Here is a 25870-nt window from a genome sequence, read left to right as displayed (position 1 = left end):
TCCGCCGGGCGCCCGGCGGAGGGCCGGAGGGGCGGCGACGCCGGCGAAGGGCGCTCGACGCCACCGGCCCGCCCGGACTCAGGAGTAGTAGATGACCATGCTGCCGGGGCCGCCGGCCTCGCAGTGGTCGATGGTGACGTGGTGCCCCACCGCCCTGTCCAGTTCCTGCTGGGTCTGGTCGGTGTGACAGTCCGTCTGGTAGTTGCCCTGCGTTTCCATGGTCTGGAGATCGGCGGCCTGCGCCGCTCCGGCGGCGATACCGGACAGAGCCAGGAGGCCGGCGGCGACGACTGCGGTGCGCTGGAACTTGCGCATGTCTTCTCTCCTCTTGTGCCTGTGCATGTACGTGGCGTGCCCGCGCGACGGCGTGCGTCCACTCTCCGGGAGTCGGTTTCGTTCCCGGACGGCAGTCAGCTTCGAAGATCGAGATGGCGTTCCGCTAACGGACGGTTAATGCACCGGCCGCACGGGTACCGGGGCGACGCCGTGCTCCTGCCTGGCATCGCCCCGACGAGGCGATCGGCCGTACACGCGGCAGCGTCACGACGATCCATCTGGCGGGTGACGGCGGATGCCGCCCGCCGGCCGTTTTGATCACGCCCGGACAGTGGGGCGATGCCCCGCAGGCGCCCCCGGTTCCGGACCGCGTCCGCGTCCCGCGACCGGCTGGAGGGCCCCTGGGGCGGGCCACGGCGAAGTGGTGCGGCCGAGGTCCGGGAACAAGGAAATCTCAGTACGGTCCACGGGCCCGGAGACGGTTGAGGTGGGCCTGGACGTAGGGCACCGCCATACCTTCGAGGGCGCCGTCCGACATGAGCCCCGGATGGAGGTTGGCCTCGAAGACCACGCCGCCGTTCTCGGCGGCCAGGTCCACTCCGGCGAACGGCAGGCCCATCGACGCGGTCGCGGCCACGGCCAGCGGCCGCAAATGGGCAGGCAACCGGCCCGGCCCCAAGACGGTGGAAACCCCGCCCCGAGCGAGGTTGCAGGGGGCGTCCGGGAGACTCTGGACGTACTCGGCCGCCCAGATCACCTCGCCCTCCAGGATCACCGCCCGGTACTGATGCCGCAGGCCGTTGTCCGCGAAGTTGCCCGCGTCCGCCGCCATCAGCCACCGTGCCCCGGACGCCTCATAACGGGCGACGGCCGTCCGCACGTGGTCAACGGCGGTGAGGTGGAAGACGTCCCGTCCGCGGGACCCGAGTGCCGGCCGCGCCCACACATCACCCCCGAGCCGCACGAAAGCCCCGATCGCCTCCTCCGGACGCGGGCGGTCCATGCAGAGGGTGGGCATCTGCGGTACGCCGTGCCGCGCGAACGCCTCGACCGTCAGTGCCTTGTCGCTGGCCATCCGCCACGCCTGGGTGTCGGTGCCCAGGCACACCGTTCCGGACTCCCGCAGCAACTGCTGGAACCCCTCCATGGTGTGACGGACATCAGGCGGGATCGAGTAGACGATCACCGCTGCAGGCGACACCGTCGGCACACGGCCCGGCACATCCAAACGCAGTACACCGTCGTCAACACGCGCCCGGCCCCGGCCGCCCGGAGCGAAGTCTCGCGCATCCAGCCACACCGGATCTCGACCCGTCAGCCGCCGCACGGCCTCGGCCAGCACGGCGCCGCTCCTTGCGCGGGAGCTGGGGTCCGTCACCAACGCAATCCCACCGGAATCCATGAGGCCATCCAATCCACAGCTACACGCCTTGCTGCTCAACCAGGGGGCGATTCGACCGGGTTCACACCCCGCGGCCATCACCGCCCCCGCGGTGGCGCACCCGCCCCGGGAGGGGGAACTCCCCACCCCGCCTACGACTTCACCGGACGGCCGCCCCTGCCCTCCCTCGTCACCCCCTCATGTCCGCCCCTCCCGCTCCTGAGCCTGCCGGAGGGCGTCGGACGGGGTGGCCCAGTCGGCGCGGACCACGGGGAAGCCCGCCCCAGCGCAGGCGTCGCAGACGAGGGGGTCGTCGTCGACGAGGTGGCGGACCTCCCGGCCGCGGGCGAGGCGGCGCAGCAGGTCGAGCTTGGCGTGGCGGGCCGGGCGGCGGTCGCCCGTGGGGCGCATCCGGAGGGTGCCCTCGGGCAGGCCGTGGGCGGCGAGCCAGTCGAGGGTGGGACGGCGGTACTTCTCGGGGCGGCCGGTGAGGTAGGCGATCTCGCACTCCCGGGCGTCTGCCAGGGCCAGGGCGACGCCCTCGGGGAGCGGCGGATCGTCGGGCGCGGCGGCGAAGAACGCGGCCCAGTCGCGCGGGCGCTCGGTGAGGAAGTGCTGGCGGTGCCCGGTGTCGGCGAGAGTGCCGTCCAGGTCGAAGACCGCCAGGGGGCGTTGCGTCATCTGCGTACTGTCCTTTCGGCTTCCCGCGGGCCCGCCCCTCGGCGGGCGGCCCCGCGCCGCGACGTCGCCGTCGGGCGCCCGGTGCGGCGCGCCGGGGCCGCGTCCGGCTCCGGCCGTCCCGGCAGCGCCGACAGGCGCCCGCGGCGCCGCCCCTTCCGCCTACGCCTCCGCGGACACGGTGGCGCCCTCCGGGCCGTCCGGCTCCGCCGACGGGGTGGCCTCGATCCGCCCGGACTTCAGGGCCTGCGCGAAGGAGACGTGATCGTACGCGACGTCGACGCAGGTGGCGGTGGACATCCGGAGGCTGACGTCGGACTCCGGGGCCGGGCCCTCGCCGTAGGCCGGGCGGTCGCCGAGCGTGACGTGGAAGGTGCCCTCGTCGAGCACGATGTCGAGCACGCCGGGGCCGGGGGTGTCCGGGGCGTCGGCGAAGTGGGCGGCGAGACGGGTGAGGAGCGGGACGGCGAACCAGTGGGCACGCACCGCGTCGGTGGGGCGCGGGTCACCCAGGGCCGGGGCGCCCCAGTCGGCGAGGGCGGTGAGGACGGGCAGCAACCCCCGGCCCCGCGGGGTGAGTTCGTAGACGAACGCGGCGCCCGGCGGGGCGAGGCGGCGGCGGGTGACCAGGCCCTCACGCTCCATGTCCTTGAGGCGGGAGGCGAGCATGTCCGTGGAGACGCCCGGGAGGTCGGTGTGCAGGTCGGTGTAGCGGCGGGCTCCGCCCAGCAGTTCGCGGACGATGAGGAGCGTCCAGCGGTCGCCGACGGCGTCGAGGGCGCGGGCGACGGCGCAGTACTGGTCATAACTTCGGCGCGGCATGGCTCCAGCATAGACATATGGTTGGACTTTCCAAGTGCAGGCTTGGTAAAACCAAGTACGGTGAGGAAACCGGGAATCCGCCGCACCGCGCGGCGGGACGAGGAGCGGTCGGCGACGACGCGCGGGCGGTCCGCCCGCCGCGCGCGGCCCGGCCCCGCGCCCGGTGAACGACGAAGGGGAGGCCGCCGCATGCAGTTCAAGCAGTCCAGCAAGATGGCCGAGGTCTGCTACGAGATCCGGGGCCCGGTGATCGAGCACGCCGACGCGCTGGAGGAGGCCGGGCACAGCGTGCTGCGGCTGAACACCGGAAATCCCGCGCTCTTCGGTTTCGAGGCGCCCGAGGAGATCCTCCAGGACGTGATCCGCAACCTCTCCCGGGCACACGGCTACACCGAGTCGCGCGGCATCCTCGCCGCCCGGCGCGCGGTGGCACAGCACTACCAGGGCCGCGGGCTGCCCGAGGTCGGCGTCGACGACATCTATCTGGGCAACGGCGTCTCCGAGCTGGTCTCCATGGCCGTCCAGGCGCTGCTCGACGACGGCGACGAAGTCCTCATCCCGGCCCCCGACTTCCCGCTGTGGACGGCGGTGACCAACCTCGCCGGCGGCAAGGCGGTGCACTACCTCTGCGACGAGTCGGCGGACTGGCTGCCGGATCTCGACGACCTCGCCTCCAAGATCACCGACCGCACCCGTGCGCTGGTGATCATCAACCCCAACAACCCCACCGGCGCCGTCTACCCCCGCGAGCTGCTGGAGGGCATGCTCGACCTCGCCCGCCGCCATCAGCTGCTGGTCCTCGCGGACGAGATCTACGACCGGATCCTCTACGACGGCGAGATCCACCACCACGCCGCGGCGCTCGCCCCGGATCTGGTGTGTCTGACCTTCAGCGGACTGTCCAAGGCGTACCGCGTGGCCGGGTTCCGCTCGGGCTGGCTGGTGGTCTCCGGGCCACGGCAGCACGCCGCCGACTATCTGGAGGGCCTGGGCACCCTCGCGGCCATGCGGCTGTGCCCCAACGCGCCCGCGCAGTACGCCGTCCAGGCGGCGCTGGGCGGCCGCCAGAGCATCGAGGAGCTGGTCCTGCCCGGCGGCCGTCTCCGGGAGCAGCGGGACGTGGCGTGGGAGCGGCTGAACGAGATCCCGGGCGTCTCCTGCGTCAAACCCCGGGGCGCGCTCTACGCCTTCCCCCGGCTCGACCCGAAGGTCCACAAGATCCACGATGACGAGAAGTTCGTCCTGGATCTGCTGCTGCGGGAGAAGATCCAGGTCGTTCAGGGCACCGGCTTCAACTGGCCGCGACCTGACCACTTCCGCATCCTCACCCTCCCGCACGCCGACGACCTGGACGCCGCGATCCGCCGCATCGGCCGCTTCCTCGCCGGATACCGCCAATGACCGGCCATACGGGCGGGGCGGCGCCGGGACGGCCCGGTACCGTCCGCTCCCGGGCCGCCGCCCCGCCCCTCACCCGGACGGCCGTGCCGCCCGGTGGCGGCCCGCTCCCCCGGTGCGCCGTACCGCCCCGGGGCAGCGGGGCGGTGCCCGCCTCTCCCGGGGCCCGAAGCCCCCTTGAGCACACGCGCCACAGCGGCTTAGGTGGAGGGCGGCAGCCCAGCCGCCCCGGAGGAATGAGGGAAGCGATGCCCGTACGTTCCGTGGTCGCCGAAGCCGAACTCGAAGCCCATCTGCGCGGCATCTGCTTCAAGACCGGCCCGCCCCGCCGGATCGGTGTCGAGACGGAGTGGCTGCTCCACGACGCCCGCACCCCCCGATGTCCGGTCGCGCCGTCCCGGCTGCACGCCGTCGCCGACGCGCTGCGGGAGCTTCCCCTCGCCTCCCTCCTCACCTTCGAACCGGGCGGTCAGCTGGAGCTCAGCTCCCCGCCCGCCACCTCCCTGATGTCCTGTGTCGAGACGGTCGCCGCCGACCTCGCGCGGGTCCGGCCCGTCGTCCGCGCCCACGGTCTGGGCCTCGCCGGTCACGGCCACAACCCCTGGCACGCCCCCCGCCGGGTCCTCACCGAGCCCCGGTACGACACGATGGAGGCGTACTTCGACCGCTGGGGCCCGGCCGGGCGCTCCATGATGTGCGCCACCGCGTCGGTGCAGGTCTGCGTCGACGCCGGCCACGAGGAGCCCGGACCGCTGGGCCTGGGCCGCCGCTGGCTGATGGCGCATCTGCTCGGCGCCGTGCTGTCCGCCGCGTTCGCCAACTCCCCCACCAGCGAGGGGTGCCCCACCGGCTACCGCACCACCCGGCAGCTGGTGTGGTCCCAGCTCGACCCGGCGCGTACCCTCGCCCCGCCGCAGGACGACGATCCGCGCGCCGCCTGGGCCCGGTACGTCCTCGACGCCCCGGTGATGTGCATCCGCGGGCCGGAAGGGCCCTGGGACGCCCCCGAGGGGCTCACCTTCCGCGACTGGGTCCGCGGCGGGGCGCCCCGGCCACCGACCCTGGAAGACCTCGACTACCACGTCACCACCCTGTTCCCACCGGTGCGCCCGCGCGGCCATCTGGAGCTGCGGATGATCGACGCGCAGGCCGGGGAGCACGGCTGGGTGGTCCCGCTGGCCGTCACCGCCGCGCTCTTCGACGACCCCGAGGCCGCCGAGCGGGCCTACCGCGCGGTCAAGCCCCTCGCGGAGACCGCAGGCGGCCGTCCCGCGCCCCGTAACCCGCTGTGGCGCCGGGCGGCACGCGCCGCGCTGACCGATCCGGAGCTGCACGCCGCCGCGCTGACCTGCTTCGACGCCGCACGCGAGGCGCTGCCCCGGCTGGGTGCCTCCCCCGAGGTCCAAGACGCCGTCGACGCGTTCACCGCGCGCTACGTCGCCCCGGGCCGCTGCCCCGCCGACGATCATCTGGACGCCCTGGACACCGCGGCCGCCACGGGGTTACCCGAGGCCGGCCCCACCTCTGGGAAGGACAGCCCGTGACCCACGATCCCGAGGCGCTGCGCTCCCGCGCGGCCACCGCGCTGCTCGCCGCCCGCGACCGCACCCACCTGCTGACCGGCTGCGTCGAGGAGCCCGATCTGCTGGCGCAGCACTCCCCGCTCATGTCGCCGCTGGTGTGGGACCTCGCGCACATCGGCAATCAGGAGGAGCAGTGGCTGCTGCGCACCGTGGGCGGCCGTGACGCGCTCCGCCCGGAGCTGGACACCGTCTACGACGCGTTCGCGCACCCCCGTGCCAGCCGCCCGTCGCTGCCGCTGCTGGGCCCCGCCGAGGCGCACGGCTACGTCGCCGAGGTCCGCGGCCGGGTCCTGGACGTCCTGGAGGGCACCGCGCTGCGCGGCGGTCCGCTGCTCGACGCCGCCTTCGCGTTCGGCATGATCGCCCAGCACGAGCAGCAGCACGACGAGACGATGCTCATCACCCACCAGCTGCGCCGCGGCCCGGCCGTCCTCACCGCGCCCGAGCCGCCGGGCGCCACCGGCCGTCCGCTGCCCGCCGAGGTCCTGGTCCCCGGCGGCCCGTTCACCATGGGCACCTCCACCGAGCCGTGGGCGCTGGACAACGAACGGCCCGCGCATCCCCGCGTCGTGGCGCCGTTCCACCTCGACACCGCGCCCGTCAGCAACGCCGCCTATCTGCGCTTCATCGAGGACGGCGGGTACGACGAGCCGCGCTGGTGGGCCGCCGAGGGCTGGGCGCAGGTCCGCGAACACGGCCTGCGCGCCCCGCTGTTCTGGCGGCGTGACGGCGGCAGCTGGCTGCGCCGCCGCTTCGGCACCGTCGAGGAGGTCCCGCCGAACGAGCCGGTCCTGCATGTGAGCTGGTACGAGGCGGACGCCTACGCGCGCTGGGCGGGGCGGCGGCTGCCCACCGAGGCCGAGTGGGAGAAGGCCGCCCGGCACGATCCGGCGACCGGCCGCTCCCGCCGCTACCCGTGGGGCGACGCGGACCCGGAGCCCCGCCACGCCAACCTCGGCCAGCGCCATCTGCGGCCCGCCCCGGCCGGCAGCTACCCCGAGGGCCGTTCGCCGCTGGGCGTCGGGCAGTTGATCGGCGATGTGTGGGAGTGGACCGCCGACGACTTCCTGCCGTATCCGGGGTTCGCCGCGTTCCCCTACCGGGAGTACTCGGAGGTGTTCTTCGGCGGGGCGTACAAAGTGCTGCGGGGCGGTTCGTTCGCCGTCGATCCGGTGGCCTGCCGGGGCACGTTCCGCAACTGGGACCTGCCGGTGCGGCGGCAGATCTTCGCCGGGTTCCGCACCGCCCGCGACGCCGCACCGGGGGAAGCGTGAGGCGCCCCGGCCCGCGGCGGGGAGGGCGGTGAGCGATGTGCCGTCATCTCGCCTACGTGGGCCCGCCGGTGCCCGTGCGGCAGATCGTCCTGGATCCGCCGCACGGCCTCTATCACCAGTCGTGGGCGCCGCGCCACCAGCGGCACGGCACGGTCAACGCCGACGGTTTCGGCGTCGGCTGGTACGCGCCGGACGATCCCGAACCGGCCCGTTACCGCCGCGCCGGGCCGATCTGGGCCGATGAGTGCCTGCCCGGCATCGCGCGGGTGGTGCGCACCGGCGCGCTGCTGGCCGCGGTGCGGGACGCCACCGAGTCGGGCGCCGACGCCGAGGCCGCGGCCGCGCCGTACACCGGCGACGGGCACCTCTTCAGCCACAACGGCGCGGTGCGCGGCTGGCCGGAGTCCCTGGCACCGCTCACCGCGTCGCTGCCGCCGGCCGATCTGCTGCGGCTGGCGGCCCGCTGCGACGCCGCGTTCTGCTGGGCGCTCGTCCGGCGCAGGCTCGCCCTGGGTGACGACATGGGCCGGGCGCTGGCGCACACCGTCACGGCGGTGGCCGAAGCGGCGCCCGGCTCCCGGCTGACGTTCCTGCTGACCGACGGCGCCGCCATCGCCGCCACCACCTGGGGCGACACCCTCTTCCATCTGGCGGTGCCGGGCGGCGGCACGGTCGTCGCCTCCGAGCCGTTCGACGACTCCCCCCACTGGACCGAGGTGCCCGACGGCACCCTGCTGCGGGCCACCCGCGGCGGCGTCCACCTCACCCCCTTCGAGGAGCACACCCCGTGAGCCCCTTCTCCCTCACCACCGCCCTGCCCGCCGACGCCACCGCGGCGGCGCTGCGCGCCGATGTCCGGCGCGGACTGACCCGCAGCCCCAAGGAGCTGCCGCCGAAGTGGTTCTACGACGCCCGCGGCAGCGAGCTGTTCGACGAGATCACCCGGCTGCCGGTCTACTACCCGACCCGCGCCGAACGGGAGATCCTGCTGACCCGCTCCGGTGCGATCGCCGCGGCGACGGGCGCCCGCACCCTGATCGAGCTGGGCTCCGGCTCGTCGGACAAGACCCGCCATCTCATCGGCGCGCTGGAGGATCTGGACACCTACGTCCCGGTTGACGTCAGCGCCTCCGCCCTGGAGGCGGCCGGGCGTTCGCTGCTCGCCGAGCACCCCGGGCTGACGGTGCACGCGCTGGTCGCCGACTTCCAGCACGGACTGACGCTGCCGGACACCCCGGGCCCGCGGCTGCTGGCGTTCCTCGGCGGCACCCTGGGCAATCTGCTGCCCGCCGAACGCGCCGTGTTCCTGCGCGACATGCACGGCCTGCTCGCCCCGGGGGACGCGCTGCTGCTCGGCACGGATCTGGTCAAGGACGAGGCGACGCTGGTCGCGGCGTACGACGATCCGCAGGGCGTCACCGCCGCGTTCAACAAGAACGTCCTGCACGTCATCAACCGCGAGCTGGACGCCGACTTCGACCCGGACGACTTCACCCACCTCGCCCGGTGGAACGCCGAGGACGCCTGGATCGAGATGCGGCTGCGCGCCCGCCGCGCGCTGACGGTGAAGATCCCGGAGCTGGGCCTGGCGGTGCCGTTCACCGCGGGTGAGGAGCTGCGCACCGAGGTCTCCGCGAAGTTCCGCGAGGCGGGTGTGCGTACCGAACTGGCCGCCGCCGGAATGGAGTTGACGCACTGGTGGACGGATGCGGCCGGGCGTTTCGCCCTGTCGCTGTCGGTACGCCGCTGACCGGTTCCGCTCCTCCCCCGCCTTTTGTGGCCCGCCGCACGGGTGCCGTGCGGCGGGCCCGTGTGGTTCGATACCTCGATCACCTGTACGCACCGGTAGGTCCGGGCGTACCACGGACCAGGGCAGGGGTGTCGGCATGGGGCTGGATCGGCGGGGTTTCCTCAAGGGCGCGGCCGCGGTGGCGGGCGCCGGAATGCTGGCGGGCGCGGGAGCGGGCGCCGCGGTGGCCGCACCGGAGCGCCGCACGGCGACGGTCTCGGCACAGAACTGGCTGGCGGCGGTCGGCGACGCCACTCCTGTGCAGCGGCTCTCGATCCCGGGCACGCACGACTCGGGCGCCCGGCACGGCGGCCCCTGGACGGAGTGCCAGAACACCTCGATCGGTGAGCAACTGGCGAGCGGTATCCGCTTCCTCGACATCCGCTGCCGCGCCATCGACTCCGTCTTCGCCATCCACCACGGCGCGTTCTACCAGGAGTTGATGTTCGGCGATGTGCTCAACGCCTGCCGGGACTTCCTGGCGGCGCAGCCGTCGGAGACGGTGCTGATGCGGGTGCAGCAGGAGTACTCCGAGGTACCGGCGGAGGAGTTCCGCCGGATCTTCGACATCTACCTCGACGACAAGGGCTACCGCTCCCTCTTCCGGCTGGACGGCGGGCTGCCCGCGCTGGGCGAGGCGCGCGGCCGGGTCGTGCTGCTGGCCGACGCCGACGGCATGCCGGGCGTGCGCTACGGCGCGTCGGAGCTGTTCGACATCCAGGACGACTACATGACGGAGCCGATCGGCAAGTTCCCGAAGGTCGAGGCGCAGTTCCGCAAGGCCGTCGCGGAGCCCGGCAAGCTGTTCGTCAACTACGTCTCCACCGCGGCGCTGCTGCCGCCCCGCTCCAACGCCGACCGTCTCAACCCGCGGGTCAAGAGCCTGCTGGAGGGTGAGGGCGCCGGTTGGCAGGGACTCGGCATCGTCCCGATGGACTTCCCCAACGAGACCGGGCTGGCCGAGACCCTGATCCGGCACAACGTCGGGGACGCGCTGGTGTGACCGGCGCCGCGGGGCCCCGGCGCGCCCGTCCGGGCAGAGCGCTCCACGCCGGGGCCCGGTGAGCGCACCGGGTCCGGCCGCGCGACCGGACCCGGGCCCGCAGGTCAGGAACCGCCGCGCGGCTCGACGGCCTTGAGGACGGACGGCAGCGGATACCAGTCGGCGGTGGCGAAGCTGGCGTGCGCGGCGGCGAGTTGGCGGACGCGGGCCAGCGCCTCGCTCTCACCGGGCTTCGTCCCGTCGATCTCCGGGGCCACCTTGTGGGCGTCCGTCATGATCAGCAGATAGTGGCGGGTGTCGTACCAGGCGGTGTCGATGCCGTCGGCGAGGTACTTCGCGGCGTCGCCGTCGAACATCACGAACCACGGGCGCAGCGAGGCGTCCGCGTACCGGCTCCGGGGGTCGCCACCGGCCGCGCCGTGCACCGCGGGGAAGGCCGTGGCCTGCGACAACGTGCCCTTGGCGGCGAGGTCCTTGAGGTGGCCGGCGTATTCGACGTCCGTCCAGAGCTTGTCGAGGGGGTTCTTCTCCTCGACGGTGCCGGGGATCAGTTCGAAGAGGAACTTCCCCTTGAGGGCGTCCCGTCCGGGCCAGCCGCCGGCGCGCACCGCCTCGTCCGGGGTGGCGTGTCCGGCGGTCAGGTCGCCGGGGCCGTAGACCGCGTCGCCCAGCTTCTGCCGTACCAGCGCGTCGAAGGCGGCGGGGCCGCGGCCGCCCTTGTCGCTGAAGCCGTCCTTCATCTCGACCTTGATGAGCACCGGCCGGTGGCCGGGGTGCGCGTCGTGCCAGGCGCGCATGTCGGCGAGGCAGCCGCCGAAGTCCTGGTCGCGCTGTTTGGTGCGGAGTTCGGCCGGGGTGGTGGCGCCCTCGCAGTTGCTGTTGTCGCCGAGCGGGTTGCTGTGCGAGACGCGCCAGGAGCGGCCGAAGCCGTTGGTCCACACGTCGACCTCGATGAGGGAGGCGCCGGAGTCCAACGCGTCGGCGAAGTAGGGGTACTTGTCCTTCTCGTAGGCGTTGTGGACGCCGACGGAGGTACTGGTGGCGTATGTCGCCGGCGCCGTCTGCGCGCCCGCGGTGGCCGCCACCGTGATCAGTCCGGCCGCCGCCACGGCCACCGCTCCGGCGCCCCACACCTTTTTCATCCGTCCCGCTCTCCCGCTCGCTCCGCGACCGCGCACCGCGCCGCCGTCCACCGGTCGCTCACCCGGTCGAACGGTCAGCAGCGTACGGGAGTTGACGCCCGGTGAGGCCGGCCGGCGGCAGGTCGGGCACGTTCGGGCGGCGGTCGTGGCAGGCTGCACGGGCCGTGGCCGCCGGGGCGCGGCCGACCAGGGGAGGAACCATGTCCGAACGGGCCACGCGGGGCGGATCACCGGTCGCCGCGGTCGTACTGACCGGGATCGTCGCGCTGTACATGGCGCTCGTCGCGTTCGGCAACCTCACCGATTTCGCCACCAACCAGGAGTTCGTCCGCCATGTCCTGGCGATGGACACGACGTTCGGGGACGAGGACCTGATGTGGCGGGCGGTGACCTCCCGCACGGTGCAGGACGGCGCGTATGTGGCGATCATCGTCTGGGAAACGGTGGCCGCGGCGCTGCTGACGGCCGGGGCGGTGGGGTGGGCGCTGCGGCTGCGGCGGGACTCCCCCGGACGGGCGCGGACGGCGGCGGTGGCCGGGCTGCTGATGGTGCTGGTGCTGTTCGGTGCCGGGTTCCTCGCGGTGGGCGGCGAGTGGTTCGCGATGTGGCAGTCGAAGCAGTGGAACGGGCTGGACGCGGCGACCCGGAACGTCACCGTCGCGGGCCTGGCCCTGCTGGTGGTGCAGGCGACCGGACGCCGGGAGACGGACCCCGCCGCCCGGGACGCGGTACCGCCGCCGGCCCGGGGCCTCCCCGCGGACCGGGCCGGCGGCTGACGGACCGGGCCGCGCGGCCCGGCGTACGGTCCCCGGCGGCGCCGCGGCGGGTCACGGACCGTACATGAAGGCGCCCGGCGCGCCACGGCCCCGGCCCCTTCACGCGCCACGGCCCGTGCCGGCCCCGGCCCCTCACGAGTCCCGGCCCCGCCCCCGCGAACCCCTGGCGCAACCCCTAATCCGCGGCCGTCGGCCGGACACCTGCGCAGGTCATCGCAGTGCGGTGCGCCTTTAGGGGTATCCGGCCCGCGCCCCGCCACTGCATGATTGTGCAGTGGTTTTCCCCGCCGCTCCGAGGCGGGACGAGGAAGGGTCGACAGGGCATGGCGGACGGAGCCGAGGCGGGTACGGTGCGCAGCGGAACACCGGACAGAGGCTGTACCGAGGCCGCAGAGATCCCGGCGGAGGGCGCGGCGTTCCCTCCGCCGGGCACTCCGGGCAAGGGCCCGCACAGCTCCTGGCGCAACCATTTCCTGACCCTGCTCGACCGGCTCCCCACCCCGATCGCGGTGTGCCGGGCGGACGGCGGGGTGCTGATCGCCAACCCGGCGATGGCCGGCGAGTGGGGCGTCGCCCCCGGGCGGCTCTGCGGTCGCAATCTGCTGGACCTCTTCCGCCCCCGGGACACCGCGCAGCTGGACCGGCTGACGGAGGCGCTGCGACTGGGCCGCCGCTCGCGCTACCCGGTGGCCGTGGGCTGGCGGGGCACGGACGGCATGGCGCGCCAGGGTGAGCTGTCCCTCGACCCGGTGGGCGATCCGTCGGCCCGTCCCCCGGCGCTGCTGGCGCTGCTGAAGGTGCGGGAGCCGGCGGCACCGCCGCCCGCGCCGCGCGGCCGGGTCAGCCCGGTCGAGGGCCGGATCCTGGCGCTGGCCGCGGGCGGCGCCACCACCGCGGCGATCGGCTCCGCGCTGGGACTGACCGTCGACGGCGTCAACTACCACCTCTCCCGGCTGGCCCGCCGCTGGCGGGTCCAGGGCCGTACCGCGCTGGTGGCCCGCGCCTACGTCCTGGGCATCCTGGAGCCGGGCAGCTGGCCGCCGCGCGCCGTCTGACCGCGCGCCGCACGGACGCCCGGTCCCGGCCGTCCGTGCGGACAGGCGTACGGATAACCTCAAAGGTGTGGAGGACAAGCAGCAGCCCGTGTTCGAGCGCGGTACGGACGGCCCGAAGGTCATCGTCGTCGGGATCGACGGCTCCGGCTCGTCGTGGCGCGCCGCCGCCTACGCCGCCGGGCTGGCCCGCCGCCAGGGCGCGAAGCTGGCACTGGTGTACATCCAGCCGGTGCTGGCCGCCGGGGCGGCGATGGGCGCGCCGGTCGTCGACGCCACCCATGAGGTGGCCGAGGAGCTGATGGCGGAGATCCGCCGGTCGGTGGAGCGGCTCCAGGGGATCTACCACATGCGCTGGGAGTTCCACACGCTGCGCGGCGATCCGTACGGCGGGATGGTGCAGATGGCCGACGAGCTGCGGGCGGACGCCGTGGTCGTGGGCGCCTCGGAGTCGGCCGGGCACCGCATCATGGGGTCGGTCGCGGTCCGGCTGGTGAAGACCGGACGCTGGCCGGTGACGGTCGTCCCGTAGGGGGTACGGCTCCGGGCGGGTCAGTCCCGCTGGTGGGCCGGGCGGTGCTGAGGCACGGTGAGAGGGCACGGGCGGAGCGCCGCCCCGGCCAGGGAGACCACCGTGACGAACCACACCTACCGTGTGACGGAGATCGTCGGCACGTCCCACGAGAGCGTCGACGCCGCGATCCGCAACGGCGTACGGCGCGCCTCGCAGACCCTGCGCAACCTCGACTGGTTCGAGGTCTCCCAGGTGCGCGGCAACCTTTCCGACGGCGAGATCGAGCACTACCAGGTCTGCCTCAAGGTCGGCTTCCGCTTGGAGGAGACGGACTGACTCCGTCCCGGCATGCCCCGGTGATCTCCTCGCCCGGCCGGCGTGAACACCCCGGGGAGGCACCTTCCCCGCCGGCCACCGAGGGTCCATCATGAGCCGCCGTCAGGCCACGACGGAGGGTACGGAGGTCACCAATGGGGCTGCGCCCAGGACACGGTGTACTGCGCCGCAAACCGATCGAGCACATCGAGGAGGCGGAGGGCGGCTCGGCCCAGCAGCTGACGCGGGTGCTGGGCCTGTGGCAGCTGACCGCGATCGGCGTCGGCGGCATCATCGGCGCCGGCATCTTCACGCTGGCCGGTACCGTCGCCAACGGCAAGGCCGGACCCGCCGTGCTGATCTCCTTCCTGATCGCGGGCATCGCCAGCGCCGCGGCGGCGTTCTCGTACGCGGAGTTCGCCGGTCTGATCCCGAAGGCCGGTTCGGCGTACACCTACGGCTACGCGGTCCTCGGTGAGCTGGCGGGCTGGTTCATCGGCTGGGATCTGCTGCTGGAGTACACCGCGATCGTGGCGGTGGTCGCCATCGGCATCTCCGGCTACTTCAGCTTCCTGGTGGGCGAGATGGGGGCGAAGCTGCCGGACTGGATGCTGGGCGCGCCCGGCACCGGGCCCGGCCACCGGGTGGACCTCTTCGCCGCGGTCCTCTGCCTGCTGATCGCCTATCTGCTGACGCTGGGCATCAAGAACGCGGCCCGCTTCGAGATGATCGTGGTGGGGCTGAAGGTCCTGGTGGTGGTCGGCGTCATCGCCGTCGGCTTCTTCCACATCAAGACCGCGAACTACCACCCGTTCTTCCCGTTCGGCGTGAGCGGCGCGTTCACCGGCGCCGCCACCGTCTTCTTCGCCGTCTTCGGCTACGACGCGATGAGCACCGCGGCGGAGGAGTCGAAGGACGCGCAGCGCCACATGCCGAAGGCGATCATCTACTCGCTGGTCATCTCGATGGTGCTGTACGTCCTGGCGTGCCTGGTGCTGACGGGCATGCAGAACTACAAGGACATCGACCCGGAGAGCGGCTTCTCGTCGGCGTTCAAGTCGGTGGGGCTGAGCAGCATCGCGGACGTCATCGCGGTCGGCGCGATCATCGGCATCCTCACCGTGATGTTCACCTTCATGCTGGGCGTGACCCGGGTGTGGTTCTCGATGAGCCGGGACGGGCTGCTGCCGAAGTGGTTCGCGAAGACCCATCCGACGCGGCACGTACCGACCCGGGTGACGTGGATCGTCGGGGTGGCGTCGGCGGCCATCGCCGGTTTCCTGCCGATCGGCGAGGCGGCGGAGCTGACCAACATCGGCATCCTGCTGGCGTTCGTGGTGGTCTGCGTCGCGGTGATCGTGCTGCGGTACAAGCGCCCCGACCTGCCGCGGACGTTCCGTACGCCGGGGATGCCGGTGGTACCGGCGCTCGGGGTGCTCTTCTCGCTCTGGCTCATCACGTTCCTGGAGTGGCAGACCTGGGTCCGGTTCGTGGTGTGGTTCCTGATCGGCCTGGTCGTCTACTTCGGCTACTCCTACCGGCGTTCGGAGGTCGCGAAGGCGGAACGCCGCGCGGCGGGGCCGGGCGGCGGGGCGGCCTGACGGCACGCGGACGGCCGGCGGGCCCCGGGGAGCGTCCCGGGGCCCGCCGTGTTCCGTGCGGGCGGGTCAGAAGACGAACGGGCCCGGGTCCTGGGCGCTCGTGGCCTTGCAGGTGGCGGTGATGCCGAAGACCACGACCTTGAGGGAGGTGGCTTCGAGCTTGTCGCCGGAGGCGACGGTGCCGGTGAGCGGGCCGGTGCTGACGGCGCTGCCGGAGGGGATCTTCGGGTTGGAGCTGCCGCTGAAGGTGGCGGTGTCCGACCCGTTCTTGGTGAGCGTGAGGGTGGACTTGACGGAGTTCTCGGCCACGTCGATGGGGGCGGTGACGGCCGAGGTGGAGACGCTGATGGTGGCGGCGGTGCCGTCCTGGGTGGCGGTGAGGGTGGCGGTGCCCTTGCCGTAGCTGCCGCAGTCGAAGCCGATGGTGGCGGTGTCGGGGTCCACCGCACCGGCGGCCGGGGCCATGGCGAGGGTGCCGGCGAGTGCCGCGCCGACGGCGAGTGCGCTGCCGATGCCGAGCTTGCCGTGTCTCATGTGGGGTCCGCCTTCGCGTGGGGGGACGAAAGGCCGGGGCGCCCGTGGTGGTGCGGCGGGCGTCCGCGCGGGGCCGCGGGCGCGGTCCCGTGCCGGCACACGGATCTGACGTGTGTTCAGCAACCTGAATGCGGAGCCCATTCAGACATGGCCCCGCGCAGAGAACAAGGCCACGCCGCCGACTTTTTTGACGTGTCATCGTCAAGACGCCCCGAGGGTGGGCTCCCGTTCCCGGAGACGTCCGGGCCCTCTTGACCGGCCCCGGACGGACCCCGAGAATGAGCCCGCCCTGACAACGTTGTCGGCTCCCGTGGTGCCGGCCCGCCGCCCTGCCGGGTGCCCCGGTGCCCGGCCGCGTCCGGCGGGGCCGCGCCGCGCTCACCCCGGAGGTCCACCCATGCCATGGCCCCGTCGCACCCGGCTGCGTACCGCGGGCGCGGTGCTGGCGGCCGCGCTCGTCGGGGGCGCCCTCGCGTCGCCCGCCGCGCAGGCCGCGCCCCCGTCCGGCCGCCTCACCGATCTGGTCAACCCGTTCATCGGCAGCCGTAACGACGGCAACACCTACCCGGGCGCCGCCGTGCCGTTCGGCATGGTGCAGCTCTCCCCCGACACCGGCCACACCACGGGCTACGACTACGACGACGCTCACATCCGCGGCTTCAGCGCCGTGCACATCTCCGGTGTCGGCTGCGGTCTCGGCGGCGATCTGCCGACGCTGCCGACCACCGGCGACGTCACCGAGACCGACTACGCCAAGTACGCCGCGGCCTACACCCATGACGGCGAGTCGGCCCGCCCCGGCTCGTACCGCGTGAAGCTCACCTCGTACGGCGGGATCGGCGCCGAGCTGACCGCGACCGCGCACACCGGGCGGCAGCGGTACGTCTTCCCGGCGACGGAGAAGGCGAATGTGCTGCTCAACGCGGGGCAGGCGCTGCACGAGGTGGTGTCCAGCCGCGTCGAGGTGCTGGATTCGCACACCGTGCGCACCGCCGTCACCGGCCGCGGTTTCTGCCAGGACACCCGGCCGTACACCGTCTACACGCTGACCCGCTTCGACCGGCCCTTCGCCTCCTACGGGACGTGGCGGGGCGACACGGTGACGGCCGGTTCGAAGGCGTCGACGGCGGCGGGGCGGCACGGCGCGTACGTCCGCTTCGATACGCGCGGGGACCGCACCGTCGAGGCGGTCACCGCGATCAGCTATGTGGACGCGGCGGGCGCGGCGCGCAATCTGCGGGCGGAGGGCGGCGCGTCCTTCGACCGGGTGCGGGCGGCTGCCGACGCGGCGTGGGAGCGGCGGCTCGGGCAGGTGCGGGTCAAAGGCGGCGATCCGACGCTGCGGCGGACGTTCTACTCGTCGCTGTACCGCTCGTTCCTCGCGCCCAACACCGGGACGGATGTGGACCGCCGCTACCGGGGCTGGGACCAGCGCGTCCACACCGCGCGCGGGTTCACGTACTACCAGAACTGGTCGCTGTGGGACACCTACCGCACCCAGGCGCAACTGCTGGCGCTGCTCGCGCCGCGGGAGTCGCGGGACATGGCGCTGTCGGTGCTGCGGGCCGGCAAGGAGAGCGGCTGGCTGCCCAAGTGGGGCTACGGCACGGTCGAGACGAACATCATGACCGGCGATCCGGTGACGCCGTTCCTGACCAACGCCTACCGGCAGGGGCTGCTGGCCGGGCACGAGGAGGAGACGTACGCGGCGCTGAGGCGGAACGCCGACGGGGTGCCGCCGGCCGATTCGCCCGCGGTGGGCCGGGAGGGCAACGCGGAGTACCTCAGGAACGGTTTCGTGCCGTTCCTCAAGGGCCGCCCGCACGCCAAGCCCGGGGACTCCGACTTCGACCACGGCGCGTCGGCGACGCTCGAATACGCCCTGGCGGACGCGGCGCTGGCGCGGATGGCGCGCGATCTGGGGCATGACACGGACGCCGACCGGTACGCGGCGCGGGCGCAGAACTACCGGAAGGTCTTCGACGCCTCGACCGGCTTCTTCCGGGCGCGGGACGGGCAGGGCGCGTTCACCGGGCCCGCCGATCCGGCGAAGAGCGAGGGGTTCCACGAGGGCACGGCGTGGCAGTACCAGTGGCTGGTGCCGCAGGACCTGCCCGGGATGCTCTCCCTCATCGGCGGCAAGGAGAAGGCCACCGAGCGGCTGGATTCCTTCTTCGCCTACGGCGCGCTGCGGAAGGACCCGGAGCGCACCGCGCGGGAGGTGTGGGTCAACGGTCCGTACGACTACTACAACGCGGACAAGTACAACCCGCAGAACGAACCGGATCTCATCGCGCCGTACACGTATCTGTCGACCGGTCAGCCGTGGAAGACGACGGATGTGGTGCACGCGGCGCTGACGCTGTTCACGGACGCGCCGAGCGGGATGACCGGCAACGACGATCTGGGGACGATGTCGGCGTGGATGGTGCTGTCGTCGATCGGGGTGTTCCCCGTGCAGCCCGGCACCGACACCTGGGGGCTGAGCACCCCGGTCTTCGACCGCGTCGACCTGCGGCTGGACCGGCGGTTCTACCCGGCGGGCCGCTTCACCGTGACGGCGCCCGGTACGTCGGCGACGGACCGCTATGTGCGGTCGGTACGGCTCGACGGCGTCGCGCGGCAGCGGACGTATCTGACCACCGGGGAGCTGCGCGGGGCGCGGGAGCTGGCGTTCACCGTGGGCGGCTCGCCGTCCGGGTGGGGCACCGGGGCGGCGGACGCGCCGCCGCCGATGGACGCGGGATCCGGACGGCCGGACCGCGCGGGCTGAGCGGCGGTGTCCGGGGCGGGCGGCTCGCGGGCCGCCCGCCCCGGGCGGGCGCGGTCAGCCCTGGAGCGCGGTCCAGAACTCGTCGAAGGACATCCGGCCGTCGCCGTCGGTGTCCTTGGCCTTGATGACGGACTCGGCGATCGGGCCGGTGACGAACGGGTCGCCCATCTCGGCCATGGCGCGCTTGAACTCATCGGCGGTGACCAGGCCGTCGCCGTCCCCGTCGAACCGCGCGAACTGTTCCCTGGCCTTCTCGATGTCTGCCATGCGAGTGCCCCCTTCGTGTACTGGACGATCCGTGTCGCTGATATGACCTGCGTACATTAACGGGGCCGGTCAGCCGCCCGCCGGGCGGGCCCCGGCGCGGGCCAGGTAGGGGGCGGTGCGGCTGCCGGGGGCGGCCGCGACCTGCTGCGGGGTGCCGGCGGCGACGATCCGGCCGCCGTCCGCGCCGCCGCCGGGGCCGAGGTCGATGACGTGGTCGGCGCCGGCGACCACGCCCATGTCGTGCTCGACGACCACGACGGTGTGCCCGGCGTCGACCAGTCCGTGCAGCTGGCGCAGGAGGACCTCGGTGTCGGCGGGGTGCAGGCCGGTGGTGGGCTCGTCGAGGAGGTAGAGGGTGTGGCCGCGGCGGGTGCGCTGGAGTTCGGTGGCGAGTTTGATGCGCTGGGCCTCGCCGCCGGAGAGTTCGGTGGCGGGCTGGCCGAGGCGCAGGTAGCCCAGGCCCACCTCGCGCAGGGTGCGCAGGCTGCGGGCGGCGGCGGGGACGTCGGCGAGGAAGTCCGCGGCGGTGTCGACGGTCATCGCGAGGACGTCGGCGACGGTCCGTCCGCGGTAGGTGATCTCCAGGGTCTCGGGGTTGTAGCGGGCGCCGTGGCAGGCGGTGCAGGGGGCGTAGGTGCCGGGCAGGAAGAGGAGTTCGACGGCGACGAAGCCTTCGCCCTGGCAGGTCTCGCACCGTCCGGCGGCGACGTTGAAGGAGAAGCGGCCGGCGGTGTAGCCGCGGGCGCGGGAGATGTCGGTGGCGGCGAAGACCTTGCGGACCGCGTCGAAGAGGCCGGTGTAGGTGGCGAGGTTGGAGCGCGGGGTGCGGCCGATGGGCTTCTGGTCGACGCGGACCAGCCGGCCGACGGCGTCCAGGCCCGTCACGGAGGCGATCCGGGCGCGGTCGGCGGCGGCGTCCTCGGCGCTGCCGTCGTCCTGGGGCGCGGCCGGTTCCTCCGCCGTTCCCAGGTGGTCGCGGACGGCGTCGGCCAGCACCCGGGTGACGAGGGTGGACTTTCCGGAGCCGGAGACGCCGGTGACGGCGGTGAAGACGCCGAGCGGGAAATCGGCGTCGAGGTCGCGGAGGTTGTGCAGGGTGACGCCGCGCAGCGCGAGGGTGCCGGTGGGGGTGCGGGGGGTGCGCTCCGGGGGCGGCGCGGGGTCGAAGAGGAAGCGGCGGGTGGCGGATTCCGCGGCGTCGGCGAGGCCGGCGACGGGGCCGCTGTGCAGGATCCGGCCGCCGTGTTCGCCGGCGCGCGGGCCGACGTCGACCAGCCAGTCGGCGCTGCGCACCACGTCCATGTCGTGTTCGACGACGAAGAGGGAGTTGCCCGCCTCCTTGAGCCGTCCGAGGACGCCGAGGAGGGATTCGGTGTCGGCGGGGTGGAGTCCGGCGGAGGGTTCGTCGAGGACGTAGACGACGCCGAAGAGGCCGGAGCGGAGCTGGGTGGCGAGGCGCAGGCGCTGGAGTTCCCCGGCGGAGAGGGAGGGCGCGGGGCGGTCCATGGCGAGGTAGCCGAGGCCGAGTTCGGTGAGGACCTCGATGCGGGCGACGAGGTCGCGGGCGAGGGTGGCGGCGACGCCCTCGTCGTCGCGGCGGGCGGTGGGGGCGAGCAGGGCGGCGAGCGCGGTGAGCGGGCGGGCGGCCAGTTCGGCGATGTCGTGGCCGGCGAAGGTGACGGCCAGCGCCTCGGGGCGCAGCCGCCGTCCGTCGCACGCCGGACACGGTTCGGTGATCATGAAGCCGCGGACCCGGGTGCGCAGTGTCTCGCTCTTGGAGTCGGCGAAGGTGTGCAGCACATAGCGGCGGGCGCTCATGTACTGACCCTTGTACGGGCGTTGGATACGGCCCGCCTCGCGGACCGGTTCGACGGTGACGACGGGCTGTTCGTCGGTGAAGAGGATCCACTCGCGGTCGGCGGGCGGCAGGTCGCGCCAGGGCCGGTCGATGTCGTGGCCGAGGGTGGCGAGGATGTCGCGGAGGTTCTTGCCCTGCCAGGCGCCGGGCCAGGCGGCGACGGCGCCCTCGCGGATGGTCAGCGACGGGTCGGGGACGAGGGAGTCCTCGGTGACACGGTGGATCCGGCCGAGCCCGTGGCAGCGGGGGCAGGCGCCGGCCGCGGTGTTGGGCGAGAAGGCGTCGGAGTCGAGGCGGGCGGCGCCCTCCGGGTAGTCACCGGCGCGGGAGAAGAGCATCCGCAGCGAGTTGGAGAGGGTGGTGACGGTGCCGACGGAGGAGCGGGCGGACGGCGCGGAGCGGCGCTGTTCCAGGGCGACGGCCGGCGGCAGTCCGCTGACCTGTTCGACCTTGGGTGCGCCGACCTGGTGGATCAGCCGGCGGGCGTACGGGGCGACCGATTCGAAGTAGCGGCGTTGCGCCTCGGCGTAGAGGGTGCCGAAGGCCAGGGAGGACTTGCCCGATCCGGACACCCCGGTGAACGCGACCAGCGCGTCCCTCGGGATGACCACATCGACGGTGCGGAGGTTGTGCTCACGGGCGCCGCGCACCCGTACGTACGAGTCGGTCATCTCTCCATGATCGGGCACTGTCAGGCGGGGGCGATGACCGCCCGGGTGCGGGCGCGTGCCTCCTCCCAGGGCAGCGGGGTGGCGACGACGGCACGCAGCGCCCGCACCTGGCGGGGCGGCAGTCCGGCGGCGAGGACGCCGGTGGCGGTGCCGTCGCGTCCGTAGAGGGCGACGGCGCTGCGGGCGGTGCGGTCCAGGACCGCGGTCTCCGTCCGGTCGGCGCCCGCGGTGAGTCCGTACGCCTGGAGCTTGATGCCGTACTGGTCGGACCAGAAGTACGGCACGGGGGCGAACGGGCGGCGCTCGGGTGCGGGCATGGCGTCGGGCGCGTCCTCGGTGGCGGGGGCGCCGGGGGTCTTCTCCGCGGCGAGTTCGGCCAGGAGGTTGCGGGCGGCGGCCATGCCCTGCTCGGTGGCGTTCATACGGTGCTCGAAGCGGAGCGGGGCGCCGTGCAGCGGGTGGTCCCAGCGGGCCACGTCCCCGGCGGCGTAGATGCCGGGCGCCGCCGCGCAGTACGCGTCGCAGCGCAGGCCGTCGGTGGTGTCGAGGGCGGGCTCGCCGCGCAGCCAGCCGGTGGCCGGGACGGAGCCGATGGCCAGCAGGACGGTGTCGGCGGGCAGTTCGGTGCCGTCGGTGAGCCGGACCCCGCCGACCGTGCCGGGCGCCGGGCCGGTCAGGAACTCCGCGACGTCACCGGTGACCAGGCGGACGCCGCGGGTGCGGTGCTCCTCGGCGAGCAGCGCGCCGACCTCGGGCCCGACGGCGCGTGCCATCGGGACGGGGTCGCGGCCGACGAGGGTGACGTCGTGCCCCAGCTCCCGGGCGACGGCGGCGGCCTCGCAGCCGAGGACGCCGTTGCCGACCACGACGAGACGGTGGCCGGTGCCGGACAGCCGGTCGCGGAGCGCCGTCGCGTCGTCGAGGGTGCGCAGGGTCAGCACCCCGTCGAGGCCGTCCGCGCCGGGCAGGGTGCGGGCGGTGACGCCGGTCGCCACGATCACTCCGGCGCAGGCGAGGCGGGTGCCGTCGTCGAGCGTCAGGGTGCGGGTGGCGGCGTCCAGGGCGGTGGCGCGGGTGCCGAGCCGCAGATCGAGGTCGAGCGGGGCGAGCTGGTCGGCGGTGCGCAGCAGCAGCTTCTCGCGCTCCCAGGTGCCGTGCAGCAGTTGCTTGGACAGCGGCGGCCGGTCGTACGGCAGGTGCGGTTCGTCGCCGATCAGGGTCAGCGGGCCGGTCCAGCCGGAGCGGCGCAGCGTCTCGGCTGCGGCCAGTCCGGCGGCGGACGCGCCGACGACGGCGACGGGGCGGGCGCTCATGCGTGCAGCTCGATGACGGCGGCGGGGCAGAGGGCGGCCGCCTCGCGGACCGCGTCGTGCTGCTCGGCGGGCGGCGCGTCGTCGAGCAGCACGACGACGCCGTCCTCGTCCCGCTGGTCGAAGACCTCGGGGGCGACGAGCACGCACTGACCGGCGGCGCAGCACTTGTCGGCGTCAAGGGTGATCTTCATGGCAGGTAACTCCTGTGTTCGGTGGGTCTGTTGGGGCGTACGTTCCGAGGGCCCGGCGGAAGGACGGTACCGCCGTCAGAAGGTGACCGGCAGGGCGTGGCAGCCGTAGATCGACATGTCGGTGCGGAACGGGATGGCGTCCAGCGGTTCGGCGGGCCGCAGGCCGGGGAAGCGGCGCAGCAGGGTGGCGAGCACGACCTGGAGCTCGACGCGGGCCAGCGCCTGCCCCAGGCACTGGTGGATGCCGTAGCCGAAGGCGACGTGGTGCTGGGCGTTGGGGCGGCGGATGTCGAGGCGGTCGGCCTCGGGGAACGTCTCCTCGTCGCGGTTGGCGGAGGGGACGGCGACGACGACGCCCTCACCGGTGCGGATGAGGTGGCCGCCGATCTCGATGTCGGCGGTGGCGACGCGGCGCGGGCCGTTGCGGATGATGCTGTGGAAGCGCAGCAGCTCCTCGACGGCGCCGCGGATCAGCGCCGGTTCCTCGCGCAGCTGCCGGGCGGTGTCCGCGTCGCGCATCAGGGTCAGGGCGCTCAGCCCGATCATGTTGGCGGTGGTCTCGTGCCCGGCGATGAGCAGCAGGGCGGCGAAGGCGGTGACGTCGTCGTGGGTGATCTCGCCGGTGCGCTGCTGTTCGGTGATGAGGCGGCCGAGGATGTCGTCGCCCGGCTCGGCCTCCTTCGCGGTGACCAACCGGTCGAGGTAGACGCGGAGTTCTCCCCGCGCCTCCTCGCGCTCGGCGTCGGTGACGGTGCGGGAGAGCAGGGTGCCGGTGAGCCGCTGGAAGAGGTCGTGGTCGTCGTAGGGGACGCCGAGCAGCAGGCTGATGACGAGGGAGGGCACCGGCAGGGCGAGGGTTTCGACGAGGTCGGCGCGGCCGTGGGCGCGCACGGTGGCCTCCAGGTCGTCGCAGAGGCGGTCGGTGAGCGCCTGGATCTCCGGGCGCAGCGCCTCGACGCGCTTGACCATGAACTCCCGGGTGACCATGCGGCGCAGCCGGGTGTGCTCGGGCGGGTCCATGCGGATGAAGCCGCGCCGTCCGGCGGGGGCGCCGCCGGTCATCCCGCTGAGCGGGTAGCCGGGGCGCGTGGTGTCGGAGCTGAAGCGGGTGTCGCCGAGGATCGCGCGGATGTCGGCGTAGCGGGTGGCGAGCCAGGCGGTGGTGCCGTCGGGCAGCGCGATCCGCGAGAGCGGTTCGGCGGCACGCAGCGCCGCGAACTCGGGCGGCGGGTCGAAGGGGCAGCCCTCCGGCGGCTGCACGGGAAGGGGTGCCGGGACGGCGTCGGTGAGAGTCATCTCGCTCAGCTCCAGATACGCGCGGTGGCGGAAGCGGGCGCCGGAGCTCCGACGCTCGCCTAACAAGCGTAAACTTACACGCGTAATGGGAAGGTAAACCGAGGGGGACGGCGGTCGGGTTGCCGGACGGAGATCCGGACTGACGGTGGATCAGCGGTGACCGGGCCGAAAGGTGACGATCCGGCGATGCCGGGTCGGGCGGGGCCCGCGGGGAGGCCGGAGGGACGGGTGTGGCCGGGGGGGGCAGGTGCCGCCGGGGCGCCGGGGAACGGCGGGAGGCCGGGGCAGCCGGTGCCGGTGCCGGACGAGTGCGGCGCCAGGCCGTGCGCGGGACGGGGAACCGCCCGGCGGGCGGGCCGAGGGCTCGCCCTTCTGCGTGCGCTCGGGCAGCACCGGCACCGGAGGCCCGCAGCCCCGCAAGCCCGGCTCCCCGCTGTGCGGCGCCCCGCGCCTTCAACCCCCGACGGGCTCGGCACTCCCCATCCGGCAGGCCCCGGCTTTGGGCCCCTCCGGCCGAGCCCCCGGCCAACCGGAAATCCGGCGCCCCGCGAGACCGGCGCGGCTCGGCGCCCCGGGCATTCCGGTGCCGCCCGGCTCGGCGCTCCGGCGCTCGGCGGGGCGGCGCCCGGGGCACGCGCCCGGCTTCAGCGTTCCAGGAGCAGCTGGAGCATTTCGTCGATGAAGCGGTCCAGGCGGGCGGGGTCCTTGCGGCTGGGCATGGCCTGCCAGAGCATGACGCGGCCGTGGACCGCCGACCACAGGAGGTACGGCGCCTCGGCGCGGGTGCAGCGGATCCGCCAGCCCGCCTCCTCGCAGGCGGTCAGCGCGTCGAGCCAGCCGCGCACCAGCACGCCCGCCGGGTGACCGGCGAGGCGCTCCGGGCCGACCGGGGTCTGCCGGGTGTTGTACACGAGGCGGTAGGTGGCGGGGTGGTCGATGGCGTAGCGGCAGTAGGCGCGGAGCATGGCGCGGAGGCGGGCGACGGGGTCGCCGGACGGTTCGGCCCGCGCCGCGGCCTCGGTCATGGCGGCGGCCAGCCGCTCGAAGCTGGTCTCCAGCGTCGCCCAGACCAGCTCGGTCTTGTCGGCGAAGTGACGGTAGATGCTCGGGGCCGCGACGCCCGCCTCCCGGGCGACGGCGCGCAGCGACAGCGCGTCCTCGCTGCCGACCTCTTCGAGCAGCCGCTCGGTGGCCCGCAGCAGCTCCTCCCGCAGCCGGTCGCCCTGTCCCCGCGGATTCCTGGCCCGGACGGGCGCCTTCCCGCTCACTGCCCTCCGGCCCCCGTTCCTTCCGCGCACTCCCGGCCGGGCCCTGGCCGGGCCCGGCGGATTCCTCCCCAAGGGTGGCACACCGGCCGCCGGAG

The 25870-nt window shown here is 73.8% G+C and carries 24 protein-coding genes and 1 pseudogene; 13 read left to right on the top strand and 12 right to left on the bottom strand.

The genetic code is table 11. From position 1 onward, the window contains the following. Positions 1-78: 78 nt before the first annotated feature. Positions 79-315 (bottom strand): hypothetical protein, encoded by a 237-nt coding sequence (locus ACZ4M8_RS10700; protein WP_467605460.1) that lies wholly within the window; start codon positions 313-315, stop codon positions 79-81. Between the two features lie 146 nt (positions 316-461). Between ACZ4M8_RS10700 and ACZ4M8_RS10695 the strand changes: the two are divergent. Continuing rightward, positions 462-674: pseudogene (locus tag ACZ4M8_RS10695) on the top strand (IS5/IS1182 family transposase); the annotation flags it as partial. 56 nt (positions 675-730) lie between these two features. On the opposite strand, the gene ACZ4M8_RS10690 reads toward ACZ4M8_RS10695, so the two are convergent. The 3 genes from ACZ4M8_RS10690 to ACZ4M8_RS10680 all read right to left on the bottom strand — a co-directional run bounded on the left by ACZ4M8_RS10690 (position 731) and on the right by ACZ4M8_RS10680 (position 3157). Further along, positions 731-1477 (bottom strand): ATP-grasp domain-containing protein, encoded by a 747-nt coding sequence (locus tag ACZ4M8_RS10690; RefSeq protein ID WP_467605459.1) that lies wholly within the window; start codon positions 1475-1477, stop codon positions 731-733. A gap of 378 nt (positions 1478-1855) precedes the next feature. Next, entirely contained in the window at positions 1856-2338 is a 483-nt protein-coding gene (locus ACZ4M8_RS10685) for a phosphatase domain-containing protein (protein WP_467605457.1), read from the bottom strand. Between the two features lie 159 nt (positions 2339-2497). Then, positions 2498-3157: a winged helix-turn-helix transcriptional regulator gene (locus ACZ4M8_RS10680; protein ID WP_467605455.1), complete on the bottom strand. Its 660-nt coding sequence runs from the start codon at positions 3155-3157 to the stop codon at positions 2498-2500. Positions 3158-3346: 189 nt separating this feature from the next. Here ACZ4M8_RS10680 and ACZ4M8_RS10675 point away from each other — a divergent pair, with 189 nt between their 5' ends. The 6 genes from ACZ4M8_RS10675 (at position 3347) to ACZ4M8_RS10650 (ending at position 10204) form a co-directional block, all read left to right on the top strand. Beyond that, complete coding sequence (locus ACZ4M8_RS10675) at positions 3347-4558, top strand: pyridoxal phosphate-dependent aminotransferase (RefSeq protein ID WP_467605453.1); 1212 nt, start codon at positions 3347-3349, stop codon at positions 4556-4558. A gap of 245 nt (positions 4559-4803) precedes the next feature. Next, positions 4804-6099, top strand: a complete 1296-nt coding sequence (egtA, locus tag ACZ4M8_RS10670; protein ID WP_467605450.1) for an ergothioneine biosynthesis glutamate--cysteine ligase EgtA — start codon at positions 4804-4806, stop codon at positions 6097-6099. Continuing rightward, positions 6096-7412: an ergothioneine biosynthesis protein EgtB gene (egtB, locus tag ACZ4M8_RS10665; RefSeq protein ID WP_467605449.1), complete on the top strand. Its 1317-nt coding sequence runs from the start codon at positions 6096-6098 to the stop codon at positions 7410-7412. Before egtA ends, egtB begins: the two co-directional genes overlap by 4 nt. Positions 7413-7447: 35 nt before the next feature. Then, on the top strand, positions 7448-8203 hold the full coding sequence (egtC, locus tag ACZ4M8_RS10660; protein WP_467605447.1) for an ergothioneine biosynthesis protein EgtC: 756 nt from the start codon (positions 7448-7450) through the stop codon (positions 8201-8203). Beyond that, complete coding sequence (gene egtD / locus ACZ4M8_RS10655) at positions 8200-9162, top strand: L-histidine N(alpha)-methyltransferase (RefSeq protein WP_467605444.1); 963 nt, start codon at positions 8200-8202, stop codon at positions 9160-9162. The genes egtC and egtD overlap by 4 nt, the downstream gene beginning before the upstream one ends. A 136-nt stretch (positions 9163-9298) precedes the next feature. Beyond that, positions 9299-10204, top strand: coding sequence for a phosphatidylinositol-specific phospholipase C (locus ACZ4M8_RS10650; RefSeq protein WP_467605443.1), 906 nt, complete (start codon positions 9299-9301; stop codon positions 10202-10204). A 104-nt stretch (positions 10205-10308) separates the two neighbouring features. On the opposite strand, the gene ACZ4M8_RS10645 is transcribed toward ACZ4M8_RS10650, so the two are convergent. Next, positions 10309-11346 carry a phosphatidylinositol-specific phospholipase C domain-containing protein gene (locus ACZ4M8_RS10645; protein WP_467605440.1) on the bottom strand — a complete coding sequence of 346 codons (1038 nt, stop codon included), beginning with the start codon at positions 11344-11346 and terminating at the stop codon, positions 10309-10311. Positions 11347-11546: 200 nt separating this feature from the next. On the opposite strand from ACZ4M8_RS10645, the gene ACZ4M8_RS10640 reads away from it, so the two are divergent. The 5 genes from ACZ4M8_RS10640 to ACZ4M8_RS10620 all read left to right on the top strand — a co-directional run bounded on the left by ACZ4M8_RS10640 (position 11547) and on the right by ACZ4M8_RS10620 (position 15604). Then, positions 11547-12122 carry a DUF2165 domain-containing protein gene (locus tag ACZ4M8_RS10640; protein WP_467605439.1) on the top strand — a complete coding sequence of 192 codons (576 nt, stop codon included), beginning with the start codon at positions 11547-11549 and terminating at the stop codon, positions 12120-12122. 323 nt (positions 12123-12445) lie between these two features. Then, positions 12446-13177, top strand: a complete 732-nt coding sequence (locus tag ACZ4M8_RS10635; protein WP_467605436.1) for a PAS domain-containing protein — start codon at positions 12446-12448, stop codon at positions 13175-13177. A 67-nt stretch (positions 13178-13244) separates the two neighbouring features. Then, entirely contained in the window at positions 13245-13706 is a 462-nt protein-coding gene (locus ACZ4M8_RS10630) for a universal stress protein (protein ID WP_467605433.1), read from the top strand. A 102-nt stretch (positions 13707-13808) separates the two neighbouring features. Beyond that, positions 13809-14024, top strand: coding sequence for a dodecin (locus ACZ4M8_RS10625; RefSeq protein WP_399082940.1), 216 nt, complete (start codon positions 13809-13811; stop codon positions 14022-14024). Between the two features lie 134 nt (positions 14025-14158). Continuing rightward, entirely contained in the window at positions 14159-15604 is a 1446-nt protein-coding gene (locus tag ACZ4M8_RS10620) for an amino acid permease (RefSeq protein ID WP_467605431.1), read from the top strand. Between the two features lie 66 nt (positions 15605-15670). On the opposite strand, the gene ACZ4M8_RS10615 is transcribed toward ACZ4M8_RS10620, so the two are convergent. Further along, a complete protein-coding gene (locus tag ACZ4M8_RS10615) occupies positions 15671-16138 on the bottom strand; it encodes a hypothetical protein (RefSeq protein ID WP_467605429.1) in 468 nt (155 codons plus the stop codon). Between the two features lie 397 nt (positions 16139-16535). On the opposite strand from ACZ4M8_RS10615, the gene ACZ4M8_RS10610 reads away from it, so the two are divergent. After that, complete coding sequence (locus ACZ4M8_RS10610) at positions 16536-18911, top strand: GH92 family glycosyl hydrolase (RefSeq protein ID WP_467605427.1); 2376 nt, start codon at positions 16536-16538, stop codon at positions 18909-18911. Between the two features lie 54 nt (positions 18912-18965). Here the strand turns inward: ACZ4M8_RS10610 and ACZ4M8_RS10605 are convergent, their stop codons facing one another. From ACZ4M8_RS10605 to ACZ4M8_RS10580, 6 genes are all read right to left on the bottom strand, one after another. Then, a complete protein-coding gene (locus ACZ4M8_RS10605) occupies positions 18966-19178 on the bottom strand; it encodes an EF-hand domain-containing protein (RefSeq protein ID WP_399082952.1) in 213 nt (70 codons plus the stop codon). Between the two features lie 69 nt (positions 19179-19247). Further along, positions 19248-21707 (bottom strand): excinuclease ABC subunit UvrA, encoded by a 2460-nt coding sequence (locus ACZ4M8_RS10600; protein ID WP_467605425.1) that lies wholly within the window; start codon positions 21705-21707, stop codon positions 19248-19250. 20 nt (positions 21708-21727) lie between these two features. Then, the gene (locus ACZ4M8_RS10595; protein ID WP_467605423.1) at positions 21728-23020 is read right to left on the bottom strand and encodes an NAD(P)/FAD-dependent oxidoreductase; all 1293 of its coding nucleotides are present in this window, start codon (positions 23018-23020) and stop codon (positions 21728-21730) included. After that, positions 23017-23211, bottom strand: a complete 195-nt coding sequence (locus ACZ4M8_RS10590) for a ferredoxin (RefSeq protein WP_399082960.1) — start codon at positions 23209-23211, stop codon at positions 23017-23019. The genes ACZ4M8_RS10595 and ACZ4M8_RS10590 overlap by 4 nt, the downstream gene beginning before the upstream one ends. Before the next feature lie 75 nt (positions 23212-23286). Continuing rightward, positions 23287-24507, bottom strand: a complete 1221-nt coding sequence (locus tag ACZ4M8_RS10585) for a cytochrome P450 (protein WP_467606518.1) — start codon at positions 24505-24507, stop codon at positions 23287-23289. 644 nt (positions 24508-25151) lie between these two features. Next, positions 25152-25775: a TetR/AcrR family transcriptional regulator gene (locus ACZ4M8_RS10580; protein ID WP_467605421.1), complete on the bottom strand. Its 624-nt coding sequence runs from the start codon at positions 25773-25775 to the stop codon at positions 25152-25154. Between the last annotated feature and the right edge of the window lie 95 nt (positions 25776-25870).

The organism is Streptomyces sp. NPDC027185 (genome assembly GCF_055567035.1).
Note: the sequence above shows the minus strand (reverse complement) of the source record. Positions and strands in the feature narration are given on the sequence as shown.

Bases quoted from the DNA above. Each gene is read 5' to 3' on its own strand.
- ACZ4M8_RS10680 (WP_467605455.1), bottom strand. From the start codon at position 3,157: ATGCCGCGCCGAAGTTATGACCAGTACTGCGCCGTCGCCCGCGCCCTC.
- egtC (WP_467605447.1), top strand. From the start codon at position 7,448: ATGTGCCGTCATCTCGCCTACGTGGGCCCGCCGGTGCCCGTGCGGCAG.
- ACZ4M8_RS10675 (WP_467605453.1), top strand. From the start codon at position 3,347: ATGCAGTTCAAGCAGTCCAGCAAGATGGCCGAGGTCTGCTACGAGATC.
- ACZ4M8_RS10585 (WP_467606518.1), bottom strand. From the start codon at position 24,507: ATGACTCTCACCGACGCCGTCCCGGCACCCCTTCCCGTGCAGCCGCCG.
- ACZ4M8_RS10635 (WP_467605436.1), top strand. From the start codon at position 12,446: ATGGCGGACGGAGCCGAGGCGGGTACGGTGCGCAGCGGAACACCGGAC.
- ACZ4M8_RS10640 (WP_467605439.1), top strand. From the start codon at position 11,547: ATGTCCGAACGGGCCACGCGGGGCGGATCACCGGTCGCCGCGGTCGTA.
- ACZ4M8_RS10620 (WP_467605431.1), top strand. From the start codon at position 14,159: ATGGGGCTGCGCCCAGGACACGGTGTACTGCGCCGCAAACCGATCGAG.
- ACZ4M8_RS10605 (WP_399082952.1), bottom strand. From the start codon at position 19,178: ATGGCAGACATCGAGAAGGCCAGGGAACAGTTCGCGCGGTTCGACGGG.
- ACZ4M8_RS10685 (WP_467605457.1), bottom strand. From the start codon at position 2,338: ATGACGCAACGCCCCCTGGCGGTCTTCGACCTGGACGGCACTCTCGCC.
- ACZ4M8_RS10595 (WP_467605423.1), bottom strand. From the start codon at position 23,020: ATGAGCGCCCGCCCCGTCGCCGTCGTCGGCGCGTCCGCCGCCGGACTG.
- egtA (WP_467605450.1), top strand. From the start codon at position 4,804: ATGCCCGTACGTTCCGTGGTCGCCGAAGCCGAACTCGAAGCCCATCTG.
- ACZ4M8_RS10615 (WP_467605429.1), bottom strand. From the start codon at position 16,138: ATGAGACACGGCAAGCTCGGCATCGGCAGCGCACTCGCCGTCGGCGCG.
- ACZ4M8_RS10600 (WP_467605425.1), bottom strand. From the start codon at position 21,707: ATGACCGACTCGTACGTACGGGTGCGCGGCGCCCGTGAGCACAACCTC.
- ACZ4M8_RS10650 (WP_467605443.1), top strand. From the start codon at position 9,299: ATGGGGCTGGATCGGCGGGGTTTCCTCAAGGGCGCGGCCGCGGTGGCG.
- ACZ4M8_RS10610 (WP_467605427.1), top strand. From the start codon at position 16,536: ATGCCATGGCCCCGTCGCACCCGGCTGCGTACCGCGGGCGCGGTGCTG.
- ACZ4M8_RS10590 (WP_399082960.1), bottom strand. From the start codon at position 23,211: ATGAAGATCACCCTTGACGCCGACAAGTGCTGCGCCGCCGGTCAGTGC.
- ACZ4M8_RS10645 (WP_467605440.1), bottom strand. From the start codon at position 11,346: ATGAAAAAGGTGTGGGGCGCCGGAGCGGTGGCCGTGGCGGCGGCCGGA.
- ACZ4M8_RS10700 (WP_467605460.1), bottom strand. From the start codon at position 315: ATGCGCAAGTTCCAGCGCACCGCAGTCGTCGCCGCCGGCCTCCTGGCT.